This is a genomic window from Polaribacter sp. Asnod1-A03 (assembly GCF_045063585.1).
In the GTDB taxonomy this organism is placed as follows: domain Bacteria; phylum Bacteroidota; class Bacteroidia; order Flavobacteriales; family Flavobacteriaceae; genus Polaribacter.
This window is the reverse complement of sequence record NZ_JBEFOE010000009.1, coordinates 1340047-1360939: the sequence shown is the minus strand read 5'-3', so window position 1 is coordinate 1360939 and position 20893 is coordinate 1340047. Positions and strand designations below refer to the sequence as shown.

At 28.7% G+C, this 20893-nt stretch carries 17 protein-coding genes and 1 riboswitch; of the genes, 12 read left to right on the top strand and 5 right to left on the bottom strand.

Annotated features, from left to right (window positions below; all coding sequences use genetic code 11):
• Positions 1–131 precede the first annotated feature (131 nt).
• The 5 genes from ACJJVY_RS06535 to ACJJVY_RS06515 all read left to right on the top strand — a co-directional run bounded on the left by ACJJVY_RS06535 (position 132) and on the right by ACJJVY_RS06515 (position 7139).
• A complete protein-coding gene (locus ACJJVY_RS06535; protein WP_405606198.1) occupies positions 132–1991 on the top strand; it encodes a DNA topoisomerase IV subunit B in 1860 nt (619 codons plus the stop codon).
• Positions 1972–2172 (top strand): hypothetical protein, encoded by a 201-nt coding sequence (locus ACJJVY_RS06530; RefSeq protein WP_405606197.1) that lies wholly within the window; start codon positions 1972–1974, stop codon positions 2170–2172. The genes ACJJVY_RS06535 and ACJJVY_RS06530 overlap by 20 nt, the downstream gene beginning before the upstream one ends.
• A gap of 13 nt (positions 2173–2185) precedes the next feature.
• The gene (locus ACJJVY_RS06525; protein WP_405606196.1) at positions 2186–4930 is read left to right on the top strand and encodes a DNA gyrase/topoisomerase IV subunit A; all 2745 of its coding nucleotides are present in this window, start codon (positions 2186–2188) and stop codon (positions 4928–4930) included.
• Between the two features lie 16 nt (positions 4931–4946).
• Positions 4947–5666 (top strand): aspartate/glutamate racemase family protein, encoded by a 720-nt coding sequence (locus ACJJVY_RS06520; protein WP_405606195.1) that lies wholly within the window; start codon positions 4947–4949, stop codon positions 5664–5666.
• Between the two features lie 132 nt (positions 5667–5798).
• Entirely contained in the window at positions 5799–7139 is a 1341-nt protein-coding gene (locus ACJJVY_RS06515; RefSeq protein ID WP_405606194.1) for a LuxR C-terminal-related transcriptional regulator, read from the top strand.
• A 495-nt stretch (positions 7140–7634) separates the two neighbouring features.
• Here the strand turns inward: ACJJVY_RS06515 and ACJJVY_RS06510 are convergent, their stop codons facing one another.
• Both ACJJVY_RS06510 and ACJJVY_RS06505 read right to left on the bottom strand, forming a co-directional pair.
• On the bottom strand, positions 7635–8771 hold the full coding sequence (locus tag ACJJVY_RS06510; RefSeq protein WP_405606193.1) for an ABC transporter substrate-binding protein: 1137 nt from the start codon (positions 8769–8771) through the stop codon (positions 7635–7637).
• Positions 8771–9808: a GMP reductase gene (locus ACJJVY_RS06505; protein WP_405606192.1), complete on the bottom strand. Its 1038-nt coding sequence runs from the start codon at positions 9806–9808 to the stop codon at positions 8771–8773. Before ACJJVY_RS06505 ends, ACJJVY_RS06510 begins: the two co-directional genes overlap by 1 nt.
• A 73-nt stretch (positions 9809–9881) precedes the next feature.
• Positions 9882–10107: riboswitch (cobalamin riboswitch) on the top strand.
• A gap of 29 nt (positions 10108–10136) precedes the next feature.
• Here ACJJVY_RS06505 and ACJJVY_RS06500 point away from each other — a divergent pair.
• Positions 10137–11972 (top strand): TonB-dependent receptor plug domain-containing protein, encoded by a 1836-nt coding sequence (locus ACJJVY_RS06500; RefSeq protein WP_405606191.1) that lies wholly within the window; start codon positions 10137–10139, stop codon positions 11970–11972.
• 4 nt (positions 11973–11976) lie between these two features.
• The gene (locus tag ACJJVY_RS06495) at positions 11977–13023 is read left to right on the top strand and encodes a YncE family protein (protein ID WP_405606190.1); all 1047 of its coding nucleotides are present in this window, start codon (positions 11977–11979) and stop codon (positions 13021–13023) included.
• Between the two features lie 79 nt (positions 13024–13102).
• Here the strand turns inward: ACJJVY_RS06495 and ACJJVY_RS06490 are convergent, their stop codons facing one another.
• Genes ACJJVY_RS06490 through ACJJVY_RS06480 form a run of 3 tightly spaced genes read right to left on the bottom strand, consistent with a single transcriptional unit; the run spans position 13103 to position 14955 of the window.
• Positions 13103–13615: a hypothetical protein gene (locus ACJJVY_RS06490; protein WP_405606189.1), complete on the bottom strand. Its 513-nt coding sequence runs from the start codon at positions 13613–13615 to the stop codon at positions 13103–13105.
• Positions 13616–13618: 3 nt separating this feature from the next.
• Entirely contained in the window at positions 13619–14338 is a 720-nt protein-coding gene (locus ACJJVY_RS06485) for a DUF3307 domain-containing protein (RefSeq protein ID WP_405606188.1), read from the bottom strand.
• 2 nt (positions 14339–14340) lie between these two features.
• Positions 14341–14955 carry a SatD family protein gene (locus tag ACJJVY_RS06480; RefSeq protein ID WP_405606187.1) on the bottom strand — a complete coding sequence of 205 codons (615 nt, stop codon included), beginning with the start codon at positions 14953–14955 and terminating at the stop codon, positions 14341–14343.
• Positions 14956–15178: 223 nt separating this feature from the next.
• Here ACJJVY_RS06480 and ACJJVY_RS06475 point away from each other — a divergent pair, with 223 nt between their 5' ends.
• The 5 genes from ACJJVY_RS06475 (at position 15179) to ACJJVY_RS06455 (ending at position 20855) form a co-directional block, all read left to right on the top strand.
• A complete protein-coding gene (locus tag ACJJVY_RS06475) occupies positions 15179–17500 on the top strand; it encodes an ATP-dependent helicase (RefSeq protein WP_405606186.1) in 2322 nt (773 codons plus the stop codon).
• A gap of 140 nt (positions 17501–17640) precedes the next feature.
• The gene (locus ACJJVY_RS06470; protein ID WP_405606185.1) at positions 17641–18297 is read left to right on the top strand and encodes a DUF4290 domain-containing protein; all 657 of its coding nucleotides are present in this window, start codon (positions 17641–17643) and stop codon (positions 18295–18297) included.
• A gap of 3 nt (positions 18298–18300) precedes the next feature.
• Positions 18301–19611 carry a UDP-N-acetylglucosamine 1-carboxyvinyltransferase gene (gene murA, locus ACJJVY_RS06465; RefSeq protein WP_405606184.1) on the top strand — a complete coding sequence of 437 codons (1311 nt, stop codon included), beginning with the start codon at positions 18301–18303 and terminating at the stop codon, positions 19609–19611.
• Between the two features lie 38 nt (positions 19612–19649).
• A complete protein-coding gene (locus tag ACJJVY_RS06460; protein WP_405606183.1) occupies positions 19650–20201 on the top strand; it encodes an NUMOD4 domain-containing protein in 552 nt (183 codons plus the stop codon).
• A gap of 93 nt (positions 20202–20294) precedes the next feature.
• Positions 20295–20855: a nucleotide exchange factor GrpE gene (locus tag ACJJVY_RS06455; protein ID WP_405606182.1), complete on the top strand. Its 561-nt coding sequence runs from the start codon at positions 20295–20297 to the stop codon at positions 20853–20855.
• Positions 20856–20893 lie beyond the last annotated feature (38 nt).

The following is a 20893-nucleotide window of genomic DNA, read 5'->3' as shown; positions in this document are numbered from 1 at the left end:
TTTTACATCAGAAAAGAGTAAAAAATGTTCATTGAAATACTTGTTGATAACTAATTAATTTACTTGTTTTATTTTAGCATCTAGAATGCTATTTTAGCGAGGCTTCAAACCTAATAACAGTAAGAGATTTCATGAGTCAAGAAACAAAATATACAGAAGATAATATCAGGTCTTTAGACTGGAAAGAACACATTAGAATGCGTCCAGGAATGTACATTGGTAAATTGGGTGATGGTTCTTCTGCGGATGATGGTATTTATATTTTGGTTAAAGAAGTTTTAGACAATTCTATTGATGAATATGTGATGGGTGCCGGTAAAACCATCGAAATTTCTATACAAGGAAGCAAAGTTACTGTTAGAGATTACGGTCGTGGAATTCCGTTAGGAAAAGTAGTAGATGTAGTTTCTAAGATGAATACTGGTGGGAAATATGATTCTAAAGCGTTTAAAAAATCGGTAGGTTTAAACGGAGTTGGTACAAAAGCTGTAAATGCACTTTCATCTTTTTTTAGAGTTGAATCTTCTAGAGAAGGAAAATCTGCTTCAGCAGAATTTAGTCAAGGAAATTTAGAAAATCAAGAATTTTTAGAAGAATCATCTCGAAGAAAAGGGACTAAAGTTTCTTTTGTACCCGATGAAACTATTTTTAAAAACTACAAATTCAGAAATGAATATGTAGCAAAAATGCTGAAGAATTATGTGTATTTAAACCCGGGTTTAACCATTATTTTTAATGGTGAAAAATTCTTTTCTAAAAATGGATTAAAAGATTTATTGGAAGGTAATAACAATGTAGAAGATATGTTGTATCCTATAATTCATTTAAAAGGTGATGATATTGAGGTTGCCATTACACATAGTAAAACACAATATTCAGAAGAATACCATTCTTTTGTAAACGGACAACATACCACACAAGGAGGAACGCACCAAGCTGCATTTAGAGAAGCTATTGTAAAAACAATTCGTGAGTTTTATGGCAAAGCTTTTGAAGCTTCAGATATTCGTAAATCTATTATTTCTGCGATTGCCATAAAAGTAATGGAGCCTGTTTTTGAAAGTCAGACAAAAACAAAGTTAGGTTCTACAGATATGGGAGGAGAATTACCAACTGTAAGAACCTATATTAACGATTTCTTAAAGACCAAGTTAGATAACTTCTTACACAGAAACGCAGATGTTGCCGATAAGTTGCAGCGTAAAATATTGCAAGCAGAAAAAGAACGTAAAGAGCTTTCTGGAATTCGAAAATTAGCAAAAGACCGAGCTAAAAAAGCGAGTTTACACAATAAAAAATTACGTGATTGTAGAATTCATTTAGGTGATATTAAAAAAGAAAATTACTTAGAAACTACTTTATTTATTACAGAGGGAGATTCAGCTTCTGGTTCTATCACAAAATCTAGAAATGTAAATACACAAGCCGTTTTTAGTTTAAAAGGGAAACCTTTAAATTCTTACGGATTAAGTAAGAAAATTGTTTACGAAAATGAAGAATTCAATCTTTTACAAGCCGCTTTAAATATAGAAGATGGTTTAGAAGATTTGCGTTATAACAACATTGTAATTGCAACTGATGCCGATGTCGATGGAATGCACATCCGTTTATTATTAATTACATTTTTCTTACAATTTTTTCCAGAATTGATAAAAGAAGGACATTTGTTTATATTAGAAACTCCGTTATTTAGGGTTCGTAACAAGAAACAAACTTTTTATTGTTATTCTGATGAAGAAAAAAGAGATGCAATAGATAAATTAAGAGGAAAACCAGAAATAACTCGATTTAAAGGTTTGGGAGAGATTTCGCCAAATGAATTTGTTCATTTTATAGGTAATGATATTCGTTTAGATCCGGTAATGTTAGATAAAGAAATGTCTATTGAACAAATGTTGCTATTTTATATGGGTAAAAATACTCCGGACAGACAAAAATTTATCATCGAAAACTTAAAAGTAGAGCTAGATTATGTCGAAGAAGAAGCGTAATACAAAATTAATTAAAAGTATTATTTCTGGAATATTAGCTTTATTTATAATGTTTTGGTTGTTGCAAATTGATTGGGAACATTTATCTAGTAAAGAAAATTCAGGAGCAATTTTTGGTGTTTTAGCAGGATTGTTAATCATTATTGCATTGCAAATAAAAACTAAAGAATCAAAAAAATAATTATTTCTCTAACATGAGTGAAGAAATAAACGAACACGAAAACGAGAACGAACACGAAGAAGAATTAATTAATGAGGGAGAAAATCCTCATGAAGAAACCATCACCAAGGTTACAGGAATGTACAAAGAGTGGTTTTTAGATTATGCTTCGTATGTAATTTTAGAAAGAGCAGTGCCTTCGTTAGAAGATGGTTTAAAACCTGTACAACGTAGAATTATGCATTCTATGAAAGATTTAGACGATGGGCGTTACAATAAAGTAGCGAATATTGTTGGTCATACAATGCAGTATCATCCGCATGGAGATGCTTCTATTGCTGATGCAATGGTGCAAATTGGTCAAAAAGAATTACTGATTGACATGCAGGGTAACTGGGGAAATATCTTAACAGGAGACCGTGCAGCGGCTTCGAGATATATTGAAGCTCGTTTATCTAAATTTGCGTTGGATGTTGTTTTTAATTCGAAGACAACAGAATGGAAATTGTCTTACGATGGAAGAAGAAAAGAACCGATAGATTTACCTGTAAAATTTCCGTTATTATTAGCACAAGGGGCAGAAGGAATTGCCGTGGGTTTATCAACAAAAATATTGCCACACAATTTTATAGAACTGATTGATGCTTCCATAAAATATTTAAAAGGAAGAAGTTTTAAAATTGTTCCAGATTTTTTAACAGGAGGAATTGCCGATTTTTCTCATTATAATGATGGAAAAAGAGGAGGAAAGGTAAGAGTAAGAGCTAAAATTGCACAGCTCGATAAAAAAACATTGGTAATTAATGAAATACCTTTTTCTACAACAACAACTACTTTAATTGATAGTATTTTAAAAGCCAACGATAAAGGCAAAATTAAAATAAAAAAGATTGAAGATAATACGGCAGCAGAAGTAGAAATTTTAGTGCATTTACCACCAAATGTATCGCCAGATAAATCGATTGATGCGTTGTATGCCTTTACAAATTGCGAAACTTCTATTTCTCCTTTAGCTTGTACAATAGAAGATAACAAACCTGTTTTTGTAGGAGTTTCAGAAATGTTAAAACATTCTACAGATTTAACGGTAGATTTGTTAAAAAGGGAACTAGAAATTCAGTTAAACGAATTAGAAGAACAATGGCATTTTTCTTCTTTAGAACGTATTTTTATAGAAAACAGAATTTATCGTGATATTGAAGAAGAAGAAACTTGGGAAGGTGTAATCGAAGCGATAGACAAAGGTTTACAGCCACATATTAAACACTTAAAACGTGCAATTACAGTAGAAGATATTACACGTTTAACAGAAATCAGAATTAAGAAAATATCAAAATTTGATATTGATAAAGCAAAACAATTTATAGAAAGTTTAGAAGATAAAATTGCAGTAGTTAAAGATCATTTAGCTAATTTAATCGATTTTGCAATTGCTTATTTTAAACGTTTAAAAGATACTTACGGAAAAGGAAAAGAGCGTAAAACAGAAATTAGAATTTTTGATGATATTGTTGCATCAAAAGTGGCTATGAAAAACGCAAAACTCTATGTAAATAGAGAAGAAGGTTTTATAGGAACTTCATTAAGAAGAGACGAATTTGTAACTGATTGTTCGGATATTGATGATGTTATTGTCTTTAGAAAAGATGGTAAAATGATGGTTACTAAAATTGATGCTAAAACTTTTGTAGGTAAAGATATTATTCATGTTGCTATCTTTAAAAAGAAAGACAGAAGAACCGTTTATAATTTTATGTACAGAGATGGTGCAAGAGGTCCATCTTACATGAAACGTTTTAATGTATTGTCTGTAACCAGAGATAAAGAGTACGATTTAACAAACGGAAATAAAGGTTCTATAGTACATTATTTTACAGCAAATCCTAATGGAGAAGCAGAAATTGTTACTGTAAATTTACGTTCTGTAGGTAGTGTTAAAAAATTAAAATGGGATGTAGATTTTGCTGATTTGGCAATAAAAGGAAGAGCCGTTAGAGGTAATTTAATTTCTAAATTTTCAATCAGAAAAATTGAGTTTAAATCAGAAGGAGTTTCAACATTAAAACCACGAAAAATTTGGTTTGATGAAACGGTTCAACGTTTAAATGTTGATAATAGAGGTGAATTGTTAGGCGAATTTAAAGCGGAAGATAAATTGCTAATTATATCGCAAAGCGGAAAAGCAAAAGCGGTAAAACCAAATTTAACAATGCATTTTGATAGCGATATGATTGTGTTAGAAAAATGGAAACCAAATAAACCAATTTCTGCAATTTATTTTGATGGAGAAAAAGAGCGTTATTATATTAAACGTTTTGTAATTGAAACAACAGAAAAAGAAGAGGATTTTATTTCTGAACATCCAAAATCTAAACTAGAAATTGTTGCTACAGATTACAGACCAATTGTAGAAGTTGTATATTCTAAAAGAAGTTTAGAAAATGAAGAAGTTAATTTAGAAGAGTTCATTGCTGTTAAAGGGATAAAAGCTCTAGGAAATCAATTAACTATAGAGAAAATAAAACAAGTTAACTTGTTAGAATCTTTACCTTTTGATGAACCAGAAGAAGAAATTTCTGAAGAAGTAGAAGAACTTGAAGAAGAGAAAATGGTTGATGATAAATTACCAATTGATGTACCTGAAGTTGAAACTAAAAAACCTGTTTTAGAAGAACTTTCTGCAGAAGAAAAAGCAAAAATTGCATTGCAAAAATCAATTGCAAAAAAGAAGGCAGAAGAAAAGAAACGTGATGACGAAAGTCAGACCAAATTGTTTTAATTATTAAGAGCTAAAAATGAAAAAGATAGGTTTAATTGGTGGAATAACTCCAGAGTCAACTATTTTATATTATCGAATTTTAAATAAATTAAATTCAGATTATATTGGCAAACCTCATTCTGCTGAAGTTGTTATTAATTCTTTCGACTTTGGTGAAATAGCTCAACTTCAAAAAGAAAATAGGTGGGATTTGTTGGATATAAAAATGGCAGAAACAGGTCAAAATCTAGAAGATGCTGGTGCAAGTTGTATTATAATTTGTGCAAATACAATGCATTTGTGCATAGATGCTGTAAGAAATGCTGTAAAAATTCCTGTAATTCATATTGCAGAAGCAACCTCAAAAAGCATCGTTAAAAAACAACTTAAAAAAGTAGCTCTTTTAGGGACAAAATATACCATGGAAAAAGATTTTTTTACTGATATTTTAAAATCTTTTGGTATTGAAACTATTATTCCAGAAATAGAAGAAAGAGAAATAATTCATGCAGTTATTTATGATGAACTATCTGTGGGTAATATCAATCCAATTTCTAAGGAAAAATACCTAACAATTATAAAAGAGTTGATTAAAAAAGGTGCTGAAGGTATTATTTTAGGTTGTACCGAAATTCCTTTATTAATTCAGCAAAATGATGTTTCTGTACCTGTCTTTGATACTACAGAAATACATGCCAAAGCTGCTTTTAAATATTCTGTTAATAATCAACAGCAGCAACAGCAACAACAGCAATAATGACATTTTGTAGTTTTTAAAATTAATTATTAGTATTTTAGATTTCTTAAAAGAAATTTATTTAAATGATTTAGCAATTAGTTATGTGTTCGACTCTAAGTTTTTTAAACAGAATTGCTAATTGAAGTCGTTATGAAGTTTAAAATACTTTTAATAGTTCTATTTACTGTAAACTATTGTTTTTCTCAATCTGATATATATTACTTCAAAGATGTAAATAGTGATTTAACACTCAATGAAGTTAAACAAAAAAAATTTACACATCTACATAAACAAGTTTTAGAAAAACATTCTAATGCTACATATTGGTTTTTAATACCATCGTATGAAACAAATTTAAAGTATGTTTTTAGAGTTGCTTATGATAGGTTCAATAAGGCCAATGCATATCAAGAATCTAAAAGAATATATAAATCACCTAACAATAGGTTTTTAAGTTATAAATTTACAAGAGATAAGGATGTTTATATTCAAATAAAGCCAAAATTTCATTCCTATATTCCTGTAACAGTAAAAACAGAAAAAGAGTCACTTGCTAGAGAAAAGAATGAATTGTTATTCAATGGCTTTTATTATGGATTTGCTTTTTTGATAATTTTATATAGTTTATTTTATTATTTTTTATTTAAAGACATTGTTTTTTTATATTATTCAATGTTTCAATTAAGCATCTCTTTTGGGATATTTACGATGGATGGAATGCTCAATTTTTTTAAAGTTGATGAAAATGTAAATGAGTTTATTATGGTTGTAAACTATATTTCATTAGCTTATTTTTCTTCTAAATTTATAAATAATTACTTATTTATAGAAACGTATTTTCCTAAAATTAAGAAATATGCATATGTAATAGGGAGTGTTATTATTCTTATGGGTATTCTTTATTTAACATTAGAAAGTTATTACTATTTATTTGTTTTAAATATTTTAGTTTTCTCCTTAACTGTTATTTATTGGTTAACATCTCTCTTTTTGTTTAATAAAAATGTTTATACTAAAATTTTAGTACTAGCAAATTCAGTAATTTTATTTTCTTCTATAGATTTTTTTGTGTTGAAATTTTTAGGTGTTTCTCTAATAAATATTAATTCTTTAAATATAAAAATTGGTTCTTTTTTTGAGATGATTTTTCTAACGATTGCAGTATTGTATAGAATGAATATTTTGATAACTGAAAACAATTTTATGAAAGATGAGATTATTAAATTCTCTAAAGAAATAGAAAGTCTTTCGGCTAATAATGAATATTCATCTAGTAAAGAAAATTCAGAAAATTCAGAAAATTTAGAAAATTTAAGTAATAGGGAAAGAGAAATTTTTGATTTAATAGTTTTAGGTAAATCAAATAAAATAATTGCTGATGAACTAAACGTTTCAATTAATACTATTAAATTTCATATTAAGAATATTTATGAAAAGCTAAATATTAAAAATAGAAAAGAAGCTGTAAGATTAGAGAAGTCTCTTAGTTAGAGTTGGATTCTTCGAAATAATTAAATAGGCAAAGAGATTTGTAATAGTAATTACTCATGTAATTGTTTAAATAAAAAAACATCCTATTTATTTGTATATATGTTAATTTAAAATGGTTTGTTTTGTTAAGTCATTAAAAAACTACCCTAAAACTACCCTTGTTTTTTTAAAATATAATTTATTATTTATTAAATTTGAATATAAGACACATATTAATCCCTCCAATTATGTGTTACAATGCCTTTAATAGAAAAGATTAAAGGCATTGTTTTACTTGTGTTTAAATTGATATTATAAGGAATGACAATAGTCTAAATAATATGGTAAATATTAAAATATAAGGTGTTTTTTTTAGATTATTTAAAAACCTACCCTAAAACTACCCTTTATATTTATAGCTTTATTTTTTATTATTCTTAGATTTGATAAAGAGTAATTATTCCCCCAAAATTTAATTATATTTAAATAAACCTTCAATTTTTTATTGAAGGTTTTTTATTTCATTTTTTCGAAAAAAGTAAAACCATAATTTGGTAACAATTCAGGATTTGTAATTTTTATGATATCCTTTAAAACCAAATCGGGTCTTGTTGATGCTAACTCATAATAAATAACGCCACCTGTTTTTCCTTTTTTTGTTGATGGAGTATAGATGTTATCATTTTTAAAAGAATCAAATTTTTCATATAATTGATTGCTTTTAAGCAATTGTTCTTTTGATGAAAAGTAACCAGGAGCAATCCAAAAATCTGCATTTTGAGCTTTATCAAAAACACTCTCAAAACTTAAAGACAAACTTCCTTTACCTTTTGTTTCTTGCCACAAATAATTAACGTTTGCATCTTTTAAAAACTGAGCAACAAAACTCTCTCCAGCAGGTAAATTCCAAATATCTTTACTCATAATTGCGCCCGATAAAATTGTTGGTTTTTTGGTAGACTTTAATGCTATATTTTTAGCTTCTATATAATTTGTTTCAATTACTTTAAAAATACTGTCTGCTTGTTGTTCTTTATCAAATAAAACACCAAAAAATTTAATCCATTCAGCTTTACCTAAAGGAGTTTCTTCTAACCAATCTCCGTTATAAATTACATTTATTCCCGCTTTTTTTATAGTAGTTAACGATTTATCGGCTGATGAAACACTATATCCCACAACTAATTCTGGTTGTAAATCCAACAATATTTCTGTGTTTAAAGAACTTTCTTTTCCTATTTCTTTAATCTTTCCATTATCAATTAATTGTCTTGTTTTTTCTGATGAAATATATTTAGCATGTGGAAAACCAATAATAGAAGTTTCTTCGTTTAACAATTCTACCATTGGTATGTGTGTTGTAGAAGTAACCACAATTTTTTCAATTGGAGTAGAGATCATTGATTTATCAAACTCTTCAATTTTTGAATTGTTCTTTTTCTTAATAATGTATTCAAATACTTCATCAGAATTTTGATAAGCAGATTTTATAATTAACTTTTTTGTGCCATTTTCATCAATAATATCAAAACCTTTCGCATATTTAATAGTGCTTTCAGTTTTAGGTTTTTCATCGACTTTTACAGTTTCTTTTTTACATGCAACAGCAATCAAAAAGAAAACCAAAACGGGAATTAGTTGTAATTTTTTCATTAAGAATATACTTGATTTTCTTGTTCTTGAACTCTAATAAAAGTGGTTCTTTTAGTTAATTCTTTTAATCTGCTTGCACCAACATAAGTACATGTAGATCTAATTCCTCCTAAAATATCAATAATAGTATTTTCTACATTTCCTTTAAAAGGAACTTTAACTGTTTTACCTTCGGATGCTCTGTAATTAGCAACCCCACCAGCATGTTTGTTCATAGCGGTTTCAGAACTCATTCCGAAAAAAGCTTTGAATTTTTTGTCATTTTCTTCAATTAATTCACCGCCACTTTCTTCATGACCAGCTAACATTCCGCCTAACATTACAAAATCTGCACTTCCACCAAAAGCTTTAGATAAATCTCCAGGAATTTTACAACCTCCATCAGAAATAATTTGTCCTCCCATTCCGTGAGCAGCATCTGCACATTCTATAATTGCGGATAATTGCGGATAACCAACACCTGTTTTTACACGAGTTGTACAAACAGAACCTGGTCCAATTCCTACTTTAATAATATCAGCGCCAGCCAATAATAATTCTTCTACCATTTCGCCAGTAACCACATTACCTGCAATAATTATTTTATTTGGATGGTTTTTGCGCATTTTCTTTACAAAATTTACAAAATGTTCAGAATAACCGTTGGCAACATCAATACAAATAAAGTTTATTTGCGAAAATTCTTCTAAAATTTGCTTTACTTTTTCAGAATCTTCTTTTCCAGTTCCGGTACTTACAGCAATATTATTTAATGTTTTTTCATCTGCATTAGAAGCAAAATTTCTCCATTCGCCTAAAGAGTAATGTTTGTGAATTGCTGTAAAAAGACCATATTTTGCTAATGCTTTTGCCATTTCAAAAGTACCAACAGTATCCATGTTTGCTGCCATAATTGGTATTCCTTTCCAAACAATATCACTATGTAAAAACTTAAATTCTCTTTCTAAATTAACTTGTGAACGCGATTTTAAAGTAGAACGTTTTGGGCGAATCATAACGTCTTTAAAACCTAATTTTAATTCATTCTCTATTCTCATCTGTAAAATTAATTAAGCCATAAAGGTATTAAATTTGAGAGCGATTTTATTAGATTGTTTATAAGATTGCATATATATTTGCATTGATTTTGGTTTTGATGTATAATTAATCTGCATCAAATTAAAAGGGAATCTGGTTTAAATCCAGAACTGTTCCCGCAACTGTAAGTTTATACTGAATTTATTTTCAGTACCTTTTAAAGGATGTTATTAATTCTTATGCCACTGACATTTTATGTTGGGAAGGTCTAATAACATAAAAACGAGTCAGGAGACCTGCCATTATCATAATTTAATACAATCTTCGGGATAGAGATTAGATAAAAATATGAAATTAAAACAGGTATTATTTTTTGTTTTATTGTTTTTTGCTGTTTGTAATTTAAAAGCACAAAAAGATTCTGCAACTATTAAGTTAGATGAATTTTCACTATCCATATTAAAAGTGAAAGATTTTTCTAAAGGATATAGCAGTATTTTAATATCCGATAGTTTGGTAACTAAAAACATACAATCTTTAACGGATATTTTAAGATTTAATTCTTTTATTTATTTTAAAGAAAATGGGTTAGGAATGGTTTCTTCTCCTTCTTTTAGAGGAACAAATGCATCGCAAACGGCTGTTATTTGGAACGGAATAAATATCAATTCTCAATTAAATGGGCAAACCGATTTTAATATTGTTTCTGCAAATTCTTACGATAATATAACTGTTAGAAGTGGTGGTGGAAGTGTTTTATTTGGAAGTGGCGCAATTGGCGGAACGGTTCACTTAAACAATAAAATTACTTTTAAAAAAGCACTTAAAAATAACCTTCTTTTAAAATACGGAAGTTTTAATACACAACATGTAAGTTACGATTTTGTAAAATCTGATGCCAAAAATTACATTAATATAGGTTTAGGTTATAATGCTTCTGATAATGATTATAAATATTTAAATTCTAGTTTAATAAACGAAAACGGAGCTTTTTATAATTACAACTTTGATGTAAATTATGGACATAAAATTGATGCTAAAAATCAATTAAAATTATATAGTACTGCTTTCTTTGCTAAGAGAGATTTATCTAGAACTTTAAATGCACCTTCTAATGATGCTTACAAAGATATTAGTTTAAAAAATCTGTTAGAATGGAACTATTTTTTATCAAAAAAAGAAATTATTACTTCTAGAATTTCTTATCTTTTTGATGAATTTAAGTATTACGACAACAAAGAAAATTTAGATAATTTTTCTGTAGGAAACACCAAAAGAAAGATAGCTCAAGTAGATTATAATAATCGTCTTTCTAGAAAAATTAAAATCAATGGTATTCTAGGTTTTGAGTCTGCAAAAGCAGAAGGAACTAGTTTTTTAACACATGAAAGAAATATTTTTTCGGCTGTTTTTTCTTTAAATCACCAACTAACAAATCGTTTAAGTTATGGTGTTCAGTTTAGAAAAGAGTTGCAAAATCAATTTGATGTTCCTTTGTTGTATTCTCTAGGAATTGAGCAAAAAGTCAATAAAAATTACACCGTATCATTCAATACTTCTAAAAATTTTAGAATACCAACATTTAATGATTTGTATTGGAATCCTGGAGGAAATCCAGATTTAAAATCAGAAAATTCTTATCAATTTGAAATAGGAAATAGTATTAATTATAGGAAGTTTCATTTTCAAGTAAATGGTTTTTATATAAAATCATCAGATTTAATTCAATGGAAACCTAATGAATTTGGAGTTTGGAGTCCGATAAATATTAACGCTACTAGAAACGTTGGGTTAGAGTTTTCTACCAATTATAAAACAGTTTTTAATGATCATTCTTTGGCAATTAATTTAAATTATTCTTACACAGATGCAAAAGATTTAGAAACTGATAAACAGTTAATTTATGTGCCAAAAAATCGTGCAAATATTCTTGTTGACTATGCTTACACAAATTTTAGTATGTATTATCAAATGTTAATTAACGATAAAGTTACTTTTTTGGTTGATACAATTCCGGCGTATACGGTTTCTAATGTTGGGTTTAATTATCAATTTTCAAACATTAAAAACAAACCAAATATTGGGTTTAAAATCAATAATATTTACAATTCTTATTATCAAAATACCTTAAACAGGCCAATGCCTGGAATCAATTTTCAATTAACAACAAATTTAAATTTTTAAAACAATGAATATTAAAAAAACATTTTTCTTAGTGGCTTTATCTGGAGTTTTATTTGCTTCTTGTAATAATAACGAATCAGATTTACCAAAAGGAGATTATGAAAACGGAATTTTAATTGCCAATGAGGGGGCTTTTTCTGGAGGAACAGGAACCGTTAATTTTATTTCTGAAGATTATTTAACAGAAGAGTCAACTATTTTTAGCAATGTAAATGGAGAAAGTATTGGAACTATTTTACAATCTATTGGTTTTAATGGAGATGATGCTTATTTAATAGCTAATGTTGGTAATAAAATTTCTATTGCAGACAGATATACAATGGAAAAACTTACAGATATAACAGAGGGTTTAAGTAACCCAAGATATATTGCTTTTGCCAACGGAAAAGGATATGTAACCAATTGGGGAGAAGGTTCTGATGCTACAGATGATTATATTGCTGTAATCGATTTAGCTTCTAACACTATTTCTACTACAATTGCTGTATCTGAAGGTCCTGAACAAGTTGTTGCAGACGGGAATACTTTATATGTTTCTCACAAAGGAGGTTGGGGTTCTGGTAACACAGTTTCTGTTATTAATACTTCTTCTGATACTTTAGAATCTACAATTACAGTTGGTAATGTGCCAGATGAAATGGTTATTGATAATAGTGGAAATTTATTAGTTTCTTGTGAAGGAAGTGCTTGGAGTTCTCCAGAACTTTTAGGTAGTTTGGTTACCATAAATACAAGTTCTAATACCGTTAATGCTACTATTGATTATGATTCAGGTTTTCATCCAGGTAACATGGTTTTAAGCGATGCAAATATTTATTTATCTACTTCTTCTGATGTTTATAAAATGAGTGAGGGAGCTTCAGAAATTCCTACTTCATCAATTATTTCTACAACTGTTTACGGAATGTCTGTAAATGAGGGTAAAATTTATGTAACGGATGTAAAAGATTACGTATCAAACGGAACGTTAAAAATATTTGATGCTTCTACAAATGTTGAATTAAATGAATTTACAGTTGGTTTAATACCTGGTAAAATTTATTTTAATTAAATTATATAATTCCCCCGACTTTATGAGAGATTAACTTTCATAAAAAAAGCCTTCTTATATAATTAAGAAGGCTTTTTGATTATAATATTCTTTTTACTTCGTTTTTAATAAAAGAAATAGCGGTTTCTGTTGGTGGTAATATTTTAGAATAATCGATTAAAACATTTTCTCTTAACTCATTGGCAGAATTAGAGGTTTCTGCAACTTGTCTTAATTTGTTTACAATTGCATTTTTGGCAGCAATAATAGACATCCAAGTTTCATCAGAAATATAAATTTGTTGTACTAAATTGTGTTCAAATTCTTGTTCTATATTTGCTAATAAAAGTTGCAAATAATCATCTGTGTTTGTGGATGTAGGTATTACTCTCATTAACATTTTTACAGGATTTATTCGGTCGCAAAACAACAGCATTCTTTCGCAAGCCTGTAATTTTATAGGTAATGATTCTTTACTTTTTTTAGCTAAAAGTGCCAGTTTTTTCTCAGAATTTTGCTGATTTAAAAAGCTATTAAACATATAATAAGCAACAAAACCTGTAACTGCAGCAGGTAAAATGTAAGCGATACTTTCTATTAATTTATCTTCCATCAATTAGATTAAATTTAAAACATACAAATATATAATTCCTAAAAAAACAGCCAACCCAAAACTTAATAATGTTCCTATTAAGATATATTCGGTTAATTTTCTGTCTTTAGAAGACGTTAAATCGCCAAACCTAAAAACAGATTTTGCAGCCAATAAAAAACCAATTCCTTCCCAATGATTGGTAATTACAAAAGTAAAAACAAATAAACGTTCTAAAATACCAATATAACGTCCGGCTTTAGCCAAAGAATCATCGTTTTCTTTTTTCTTCTCCGGATTCCATTGTGTAATAATTATTTTGATAACAATTGCAGAAACAAATACAACTAACAATAAAAAGATCAGTAATAATAAACTTTTATCTGTAATTATTTTATCTGTTGATAATTGAAAATCCGCATAAAATGAGGTCGCAATAACTAAAAATAAGAGATGTAAAATTTGATCAATAAAAAACCAAGCTCGTTTTGTTTTCTTTTTTTGCAGATATAATTTTAGAATGTCTATTGTGTAATGAGAAATTACAATACATAAAAAACCTAGCCAATATTCTTTTAAGTTAAAAAAGAGAACTAATAAAAGTAATATTGTATGTACACAAATGTGAAAAAATAGTTTTGCAGATTTAGCCTTTTTTTCTTCTTTATCTTTTACCCATTTTTCTGATTGAAAAACAAAATCACCTAAAATATGCGCTAGTAAAAATTTTAAAAATAGTAACATATTTATTGGCTTGTTTTTTCTTTAATAAGCTCTCTGTATAGCTTTTCTAATTGCATAATTTCATCAAAACCAGCTCTTTTTCTTCGTTCGCTTGCGCTACTTTCAGAAATATTTAATTCTTTGGCAATTAATTTTTGAGTTGTATTTGGTTTTTTAAGACACATTTCAACAAAATCGGCAGAATTAACTGTCCAATTATCAATAGTTAATAAAGCAATAGCAAAAGCGGTATTAAAAATTTTGTCAATTTCTTTCCAAGGAGAGATCATGGCTAAATTTTGTTTCTTTAGTAGGTTGTCAAAAGCTTTTCCGCTATTTATAAAAGCTTCTCCACTTCCTTCAGTAATATTTTTATAATCATCGGTTTTAGAACCAATTCCAATGGCTATTCTAACATCTAAATTTTTAATTTTCTTTAAAACAGTTTTTAATTCAATGGCAAAAAGTAATGCATTTTCTGGCTTACTAATTTCTATTTGAAAACTATCTCCTCTGTATATCTCCCAAGTTTTTGGCGTTTCTCCAATTGTTTTAAAGACTGTTTTTAATATAGGCAACCATTCTTTAGAAGCAACGGTTCTAGAGTTTACAATATCACCGGTTAAAATACTTGTCATTTTTAATTTTCAGTAAAAATACTTTTTTTAGGTATATAAAACAACTAATTCGGGTTTTAAGACGAATTATTAGTTATTCGGGTTTTAACCCGAATTTTGTAAATATCGGGTGTAGACCCGAATACATAAGAATATAATTTGTGGATAAAAAAAATCAATCTTCTTTTAAGGAAACATATAGTTTTGCTAATTTCACGTTTTTAAATTCTTTTAAAATAATCTATTGAATACTTACTTAAATACTTTAAACGAAGCTCAAAAACAAGCTGTTATACAAAAAGACGGACCTATGATAATTATTGCAGGTGCGGGTTCTGGTAAAACACGTGTACTAACTTATAGGATTGCGCATTTAATGCAGCAAGGTGTAGATTCTTTTAATATTTTATCGTTGACTTTTACCAACAAAGCAGCAAGAGAAATGAAAGAAAGAATTGCAGGAGTTGTAGGGGTAAGCGAAGCTAAAAATTTGTGGATGGGAACTTTTCACTCGGTTTTTGCACGTATTTTACGTTCAGAGGCAGATAAATTAGGTTTTCCAACAAACTTTACAATTTACGATTCGCAAGATTCTGTTCGATTGATTTCTGCAATTATTAAAGAAAAAAATTTAAATAAAGAACAATACAAAGCAAAACAGATTTTAGGAAGAATTTCATCCTTTAAAAATAGCTTAATCACGGTTAGAGCTTATTTTAATAATTCTGATTTACAAGAAGCAGATTTACATGCAAGTAGACCAGAAGTAGGTAATATTTACAAAGAATATGTAGATAGATGTTTTAAAGCTGGTGCGATGGATTTTGATGATTTGTTATTGAGAACCAACGAATTATTAGTTCGTTTTCCAGAGAGTTTAGCAAAATATCAAAATCGTTTTAGATATATTATGGTTGATGAGTATCAAGATACAAATCACTCGCAATATTTAATTGTAAAAGCGTTGGCAGATCGTTTTCAAAATATCTGTGTGGTTGGCGATGATTCTCAGAGTATTTATAGTTTTAGGGGAGCAAATATTCAGAATATATTAAATTTTCAGAAAGATTATCCAGATGTAAAAACCTTTAAATTAGAACAAAATTACCGTTCTACAAGTAATATTGTAAACGCTGCAAATTCTGTTATCGAAAAAAATAAAACAAAATTAGACAAAGAAGTTTGGACGACTAATGATGCTGGAGAATCTATAAATGTAATGCGTACCATTTCTGATGGAGAAGAAGGTCGTTTTGTAGCGCAATCTATTTGGGAAAATCAAATGAATCATCAATTAAATCCGGATGATTTTTGTGTATTGTACAGAACAAATTCGCAATCTAGAGCTATTGAAGATGCGTTGCGTAAAAAAGGAATTGATTATAAAATTTATGGTGGAATCTCTTTTTATCAGAGAAAAGAAATTAAAGATTTGCTCTCATATTTACGTATTTTAATCAACCCAAATGATGAGGAAGCGTTAAAAAGAATTATCAATTATCCGGCTCGTGGAATTGGAGCAACTACTATTGATAAACTTACAATTGCGGCAAATCATTATAAAAAATCAATTTTTGATGTATTAAAATATATCGATAAAATAGATTTAAAAATAAACGCAGGTACAAAAAATAAGCTTCGTAATTTTATGAATATGATGCAAAGTTTGCAAATAGAATCGCAAACAAAAAATGCATTTGAAATTGCAGAGTCTGTTGTAAAAAAGACTTTGTTAATTAAAGATTTAGAAAAAGACGGAACACCAGAAGCGGTTAGTAAAGTAGAAAATGTACAAGAACTTTTAAACGGAATTAAAGATTTTATTACAGATAAAATAGAAGAAGGAGCAGATGCATCTTTAACGACTTTTTTAGAAGATGTTGCTTTGGCTACAGATTTTGATGCCAAAAAAGATGATGAAAAACCAAGTGTTTCTTTAATGACCATTCATCAATCTAAAGGATTAGAATATTTGTACGTGTACGTTGTTGGTTTAGAAGAAAATTTATTTCCTTCTGCGATGAGTATGAATACAAGAAGTGAATTAGAAGAAGAACGAAGATTATTTTACGTAGCTTTAACAAGAGCAGAAAAAGTAGCTTATTTAACATATGCACAAACCCGCTATCGTTGGGGTAAATTGGTAGATGCGGAACCAAGTAGGTTTTTAGAAGAAATAGACGATCAATATTTACACTATTTAACGCCAAAAGGACCAGAAAGGGCAGTTAATAATTTTATTGACAAAAGTATTTTTGATGATGCACCAAAAGGAATTCGTTTTCAAAAACCGATTCAGCGTAAAAAAATGGAGCGTGACTTAATTAAAAAGAAAGAAGTAATTATTCCTAAAAACCTAAAAAAAGTATCACAAGCAACTTCAAAAACAAATTTATTTGATGGTAATGTTGTAGTAGGTAATATTGTAGAACACAATAGATTTGGAACAGGAGAAGTAATTGCTTTAGAAGGAAATGGACCAAATAGAAAAGCAGAAATTAAATTTGGTACCGTTGGTAAAAAGAAATTGCTTTTACAATTTGCAAAATTAAGAGTCATTGGATAATGAATTTTTTATAAACAAAAATAAATCGTTATTTTGCAACGTTAAATAACTACAAACATATAATTGTCAGTTCTAGTGTTTTCTTTTGATTAAATGAGAAAGGAAAATGTATTGAGAACACACTTCACAAAAACAAATAAATGACATTCGATTTAGAATACAATTCAGAAAGACCGTTAATGATTATTCCAGAATACGGCAGACATATACAAAAATTAGTAGATCATTGTTTAGCTCTAGAAAATAAAGAAGAACGAGATAAAATGGCACAAGCTATTGTAGATGTTATGGGTAATTTACAACCACATTTGCGTGATGTACCAGATTTTAAGCACAAACTTTGGGATCAATTGTATATTATGGCAGACTTTAAATTAGATGTAGAATCTCCATATCCACAACCGTCTAAAGAAGAATTACAAGAAAAACCAGAAGGTTTACCTTACCCTAAATCAGCTTCAAGATACCGTTATTATGGTAACAATATTCAAACAATGATAGACATTGCTTTAAGTTGGGAAGAAGGTGAGAAAAAAGAAGCTTTGGTTTTTACGATTGCCAATCACATGAAAAAATGTTATTTAAATTGGAATAAAGATACTGTTGATGATCTTGTAATTTTTAATCATTTATACGACTTATCTGATGGTAAGTTAGATTTAAGATCGTCCGAAGAAACACTTTCAGAAAGTAAAAATTTATTAAAGAAAAGAAACTCTCAAGGGCAACATAATTCTAAAAGTAATCATAAGAAGCCACATCATAATAATCAAAATAAAAATAGAAAAAGATATTAGTATATGGCATCATTTAAAATTGAAGGCGGTCATAAATTAAACGGAACAATTACTCCACAAGGAGCAAAAAATGAAGTTTTACAAATACTTTGTGCTGTTTTATTAACTCCAGAAAAAGTAACAGTAAATAACGTTCCTGATATTATAGACGTAAATAAATTAATTTTTATTCTTGGTGAGTTAGGGGTTAGAGTAGAAAAATTAAGTAAAAATTCTTATACTTTCCAAGCAGATGATGTTAATTTAGAATATTTAGAATCTGCAGAATTTAAAAGAGATGGTAGTTCTTTAAGAGGTTCTATTATGATTGTTGGCCCTCTTTTAGCTCGTTTTGGTAAAGGTTATATACCAAGACCAGGAGGAGATAAAATTGGTAGAAGAAGGTTAGATACCCATTTTGAAGGTTTTATACGATTAGGAGCAAAATTCCGTTATAATAAAGAAGAACATTTTTATGGTGTAGATGCAGAAGAGTTGTTTGGTACAGAAATGTTATTAGATGAAGCATCGGTTACAGGTACAGCAAATATAGTTATGGCAGCTGTTTTAGCAACAGGTAAAACAACTATTTACAATGCAGCTTGTGAGCCGTATATTCAGCAACTATGTAAAATGTTGAATTCTATGGGAGCAAAAATATCTGGTGTTGGCTCTAATTTGCTAATTATAGATGGCGTTGATGCTTTAGGTGGATGTGAGCATACTGTTTTGCCAGATATGATTGAGATTGGTTCTTGGATTGGTGTTGCTGTTATGACACAATCTGAGTTAACAATAAAAAATGTATCTTGGGATAATCTAGGACAGATACCTAATGTTTTTAGAAAATTAGGAATAACCTTAGAAAAAAGAGATGACGATATTTTTATACCAGAACAAGAATCTTATGAGATTCAAAATTATATTGATGGTTCTGTTTTAACAGTAGCTGATGCTCCTTGGCCAGGTTTTACGCCAGATTTATTGAGTATTGTTTTGGTAATTGCTACGCAAGCAAAAGGTAACGTTTTAATACATCAGAAGATGTTTGAAAGTCGCTTGTTTTTTGTTGATAAATTAATTGATATGGGAGCAAAAGTTATTTTGTGCGATCCGCATAGAGCAACAGTAATTGGTCATGATCATCAATCTCAATTAAAAGCAACCAAGATGAGTTCTCCAGATATTAGAGCAGGTATATCTTTGTTAATTGCAGCATTATCAGCTAAAGGAACAAGTGTAATAGATAATATTGAGCAAATTGATAGAGGTTATGAAAATATTGAAGAACGCCTAAAATCTATTGGAGCAAAAATTGAAAGAATTGCAGATTAAGAAAAAGTATTTTATGAATTTAAAAGCACTTTTATATTATGATAAGAAATTTATTTAATGAAGAATGGAAAGAAATTGAGTTTGATGAAAAGATTTCTGATAAAGAAAAGTTTAAAATCTCAAACTATGGAAGAGTAATCAATTGTAAGAAGAAGGATAAAGAATATCTAAAAAAAGAAAGTTTTACTAATGGTTATGTTTTTTTATCTCTAAGACAAAAAGAGAATGGTAAAACTACAGGTAGGTATGTTCATAAGTTAGTTGCGCGTCATTTTATCGAAAAAGAGAATGAAGAACAAGTTTATGTGCTTCATTTAAATTATGATAAATCAGATAATAGGGTAGAAAATTTAAAATGGGCAACTAAAAGAGAAAAAGAGTTACATCAATTTAAAAATCCTGTTTTTATTAAAGCTACAAAGAATAAGAAAACAAGTTATAAGCTTTCTGAAGGAAAGGTTAAAATAATAAAAAGGCAGTTAAGAAATAAAAGAACAAGAATTACAATGATTGCTAAACGGTTTGGGGTTTCAGACATGCAAATCCACCGGATTAAGAGTGGTGAGAATTGGGCTCATGTTAAAATATAAAAAGTAGAACAAAAAATAGTGTCAATCTGACACTATTTTTTTGTTGGCAATGTTTTTGCAAATACAGTGAGTATAATTTAACGATTACAACAAATGAGTAAGAAAGAAAATATTCAAGAAGAAGAAATAAAAAACGAGCAAGAAATTGCTAAATCTAAAGAAAATCAAGAAGTTGAAACGGAAGTTGAAGCTGAGGTTGTTAAAGAAGAGCCAACGACAGAAGAATTAGTTCAGGCTGAAAAAGATAAGTTTTTACGCCTTTTTGCAGAATTTGAAAATTATAAAAAAAGAACATCTAGAGAAAGAGTAGAATTGTTTAAAACTGCTGGTCAAGAATTAATGACATCTTTACTGCCAATTGTTGATGATTTTGAACGTGCACTGACACATATAGAAGATGATAAAGAAGCAGAAGAATTAAGAAAAGGAGTTCTTTTAATTTATCAAAAATTCTACAATACTTTAGAGCAAAAAGGATTATCAAAAGTAGAAACAAATGCAGGAGATACTTTTGACGCAGAAATACACGAAGCAATTACTCAAATTCCTGCTCCTACAGAAGATTTAAAAGGTAAAATTATTGATTGTGTAGAAAAAGGATACAAATTAGGAGACAAGATAATCCGTTATCCAAAAGTAGTAATCGGACAATAAATTACAATAATTAAAGTGCAATTACCAATGATCAATGA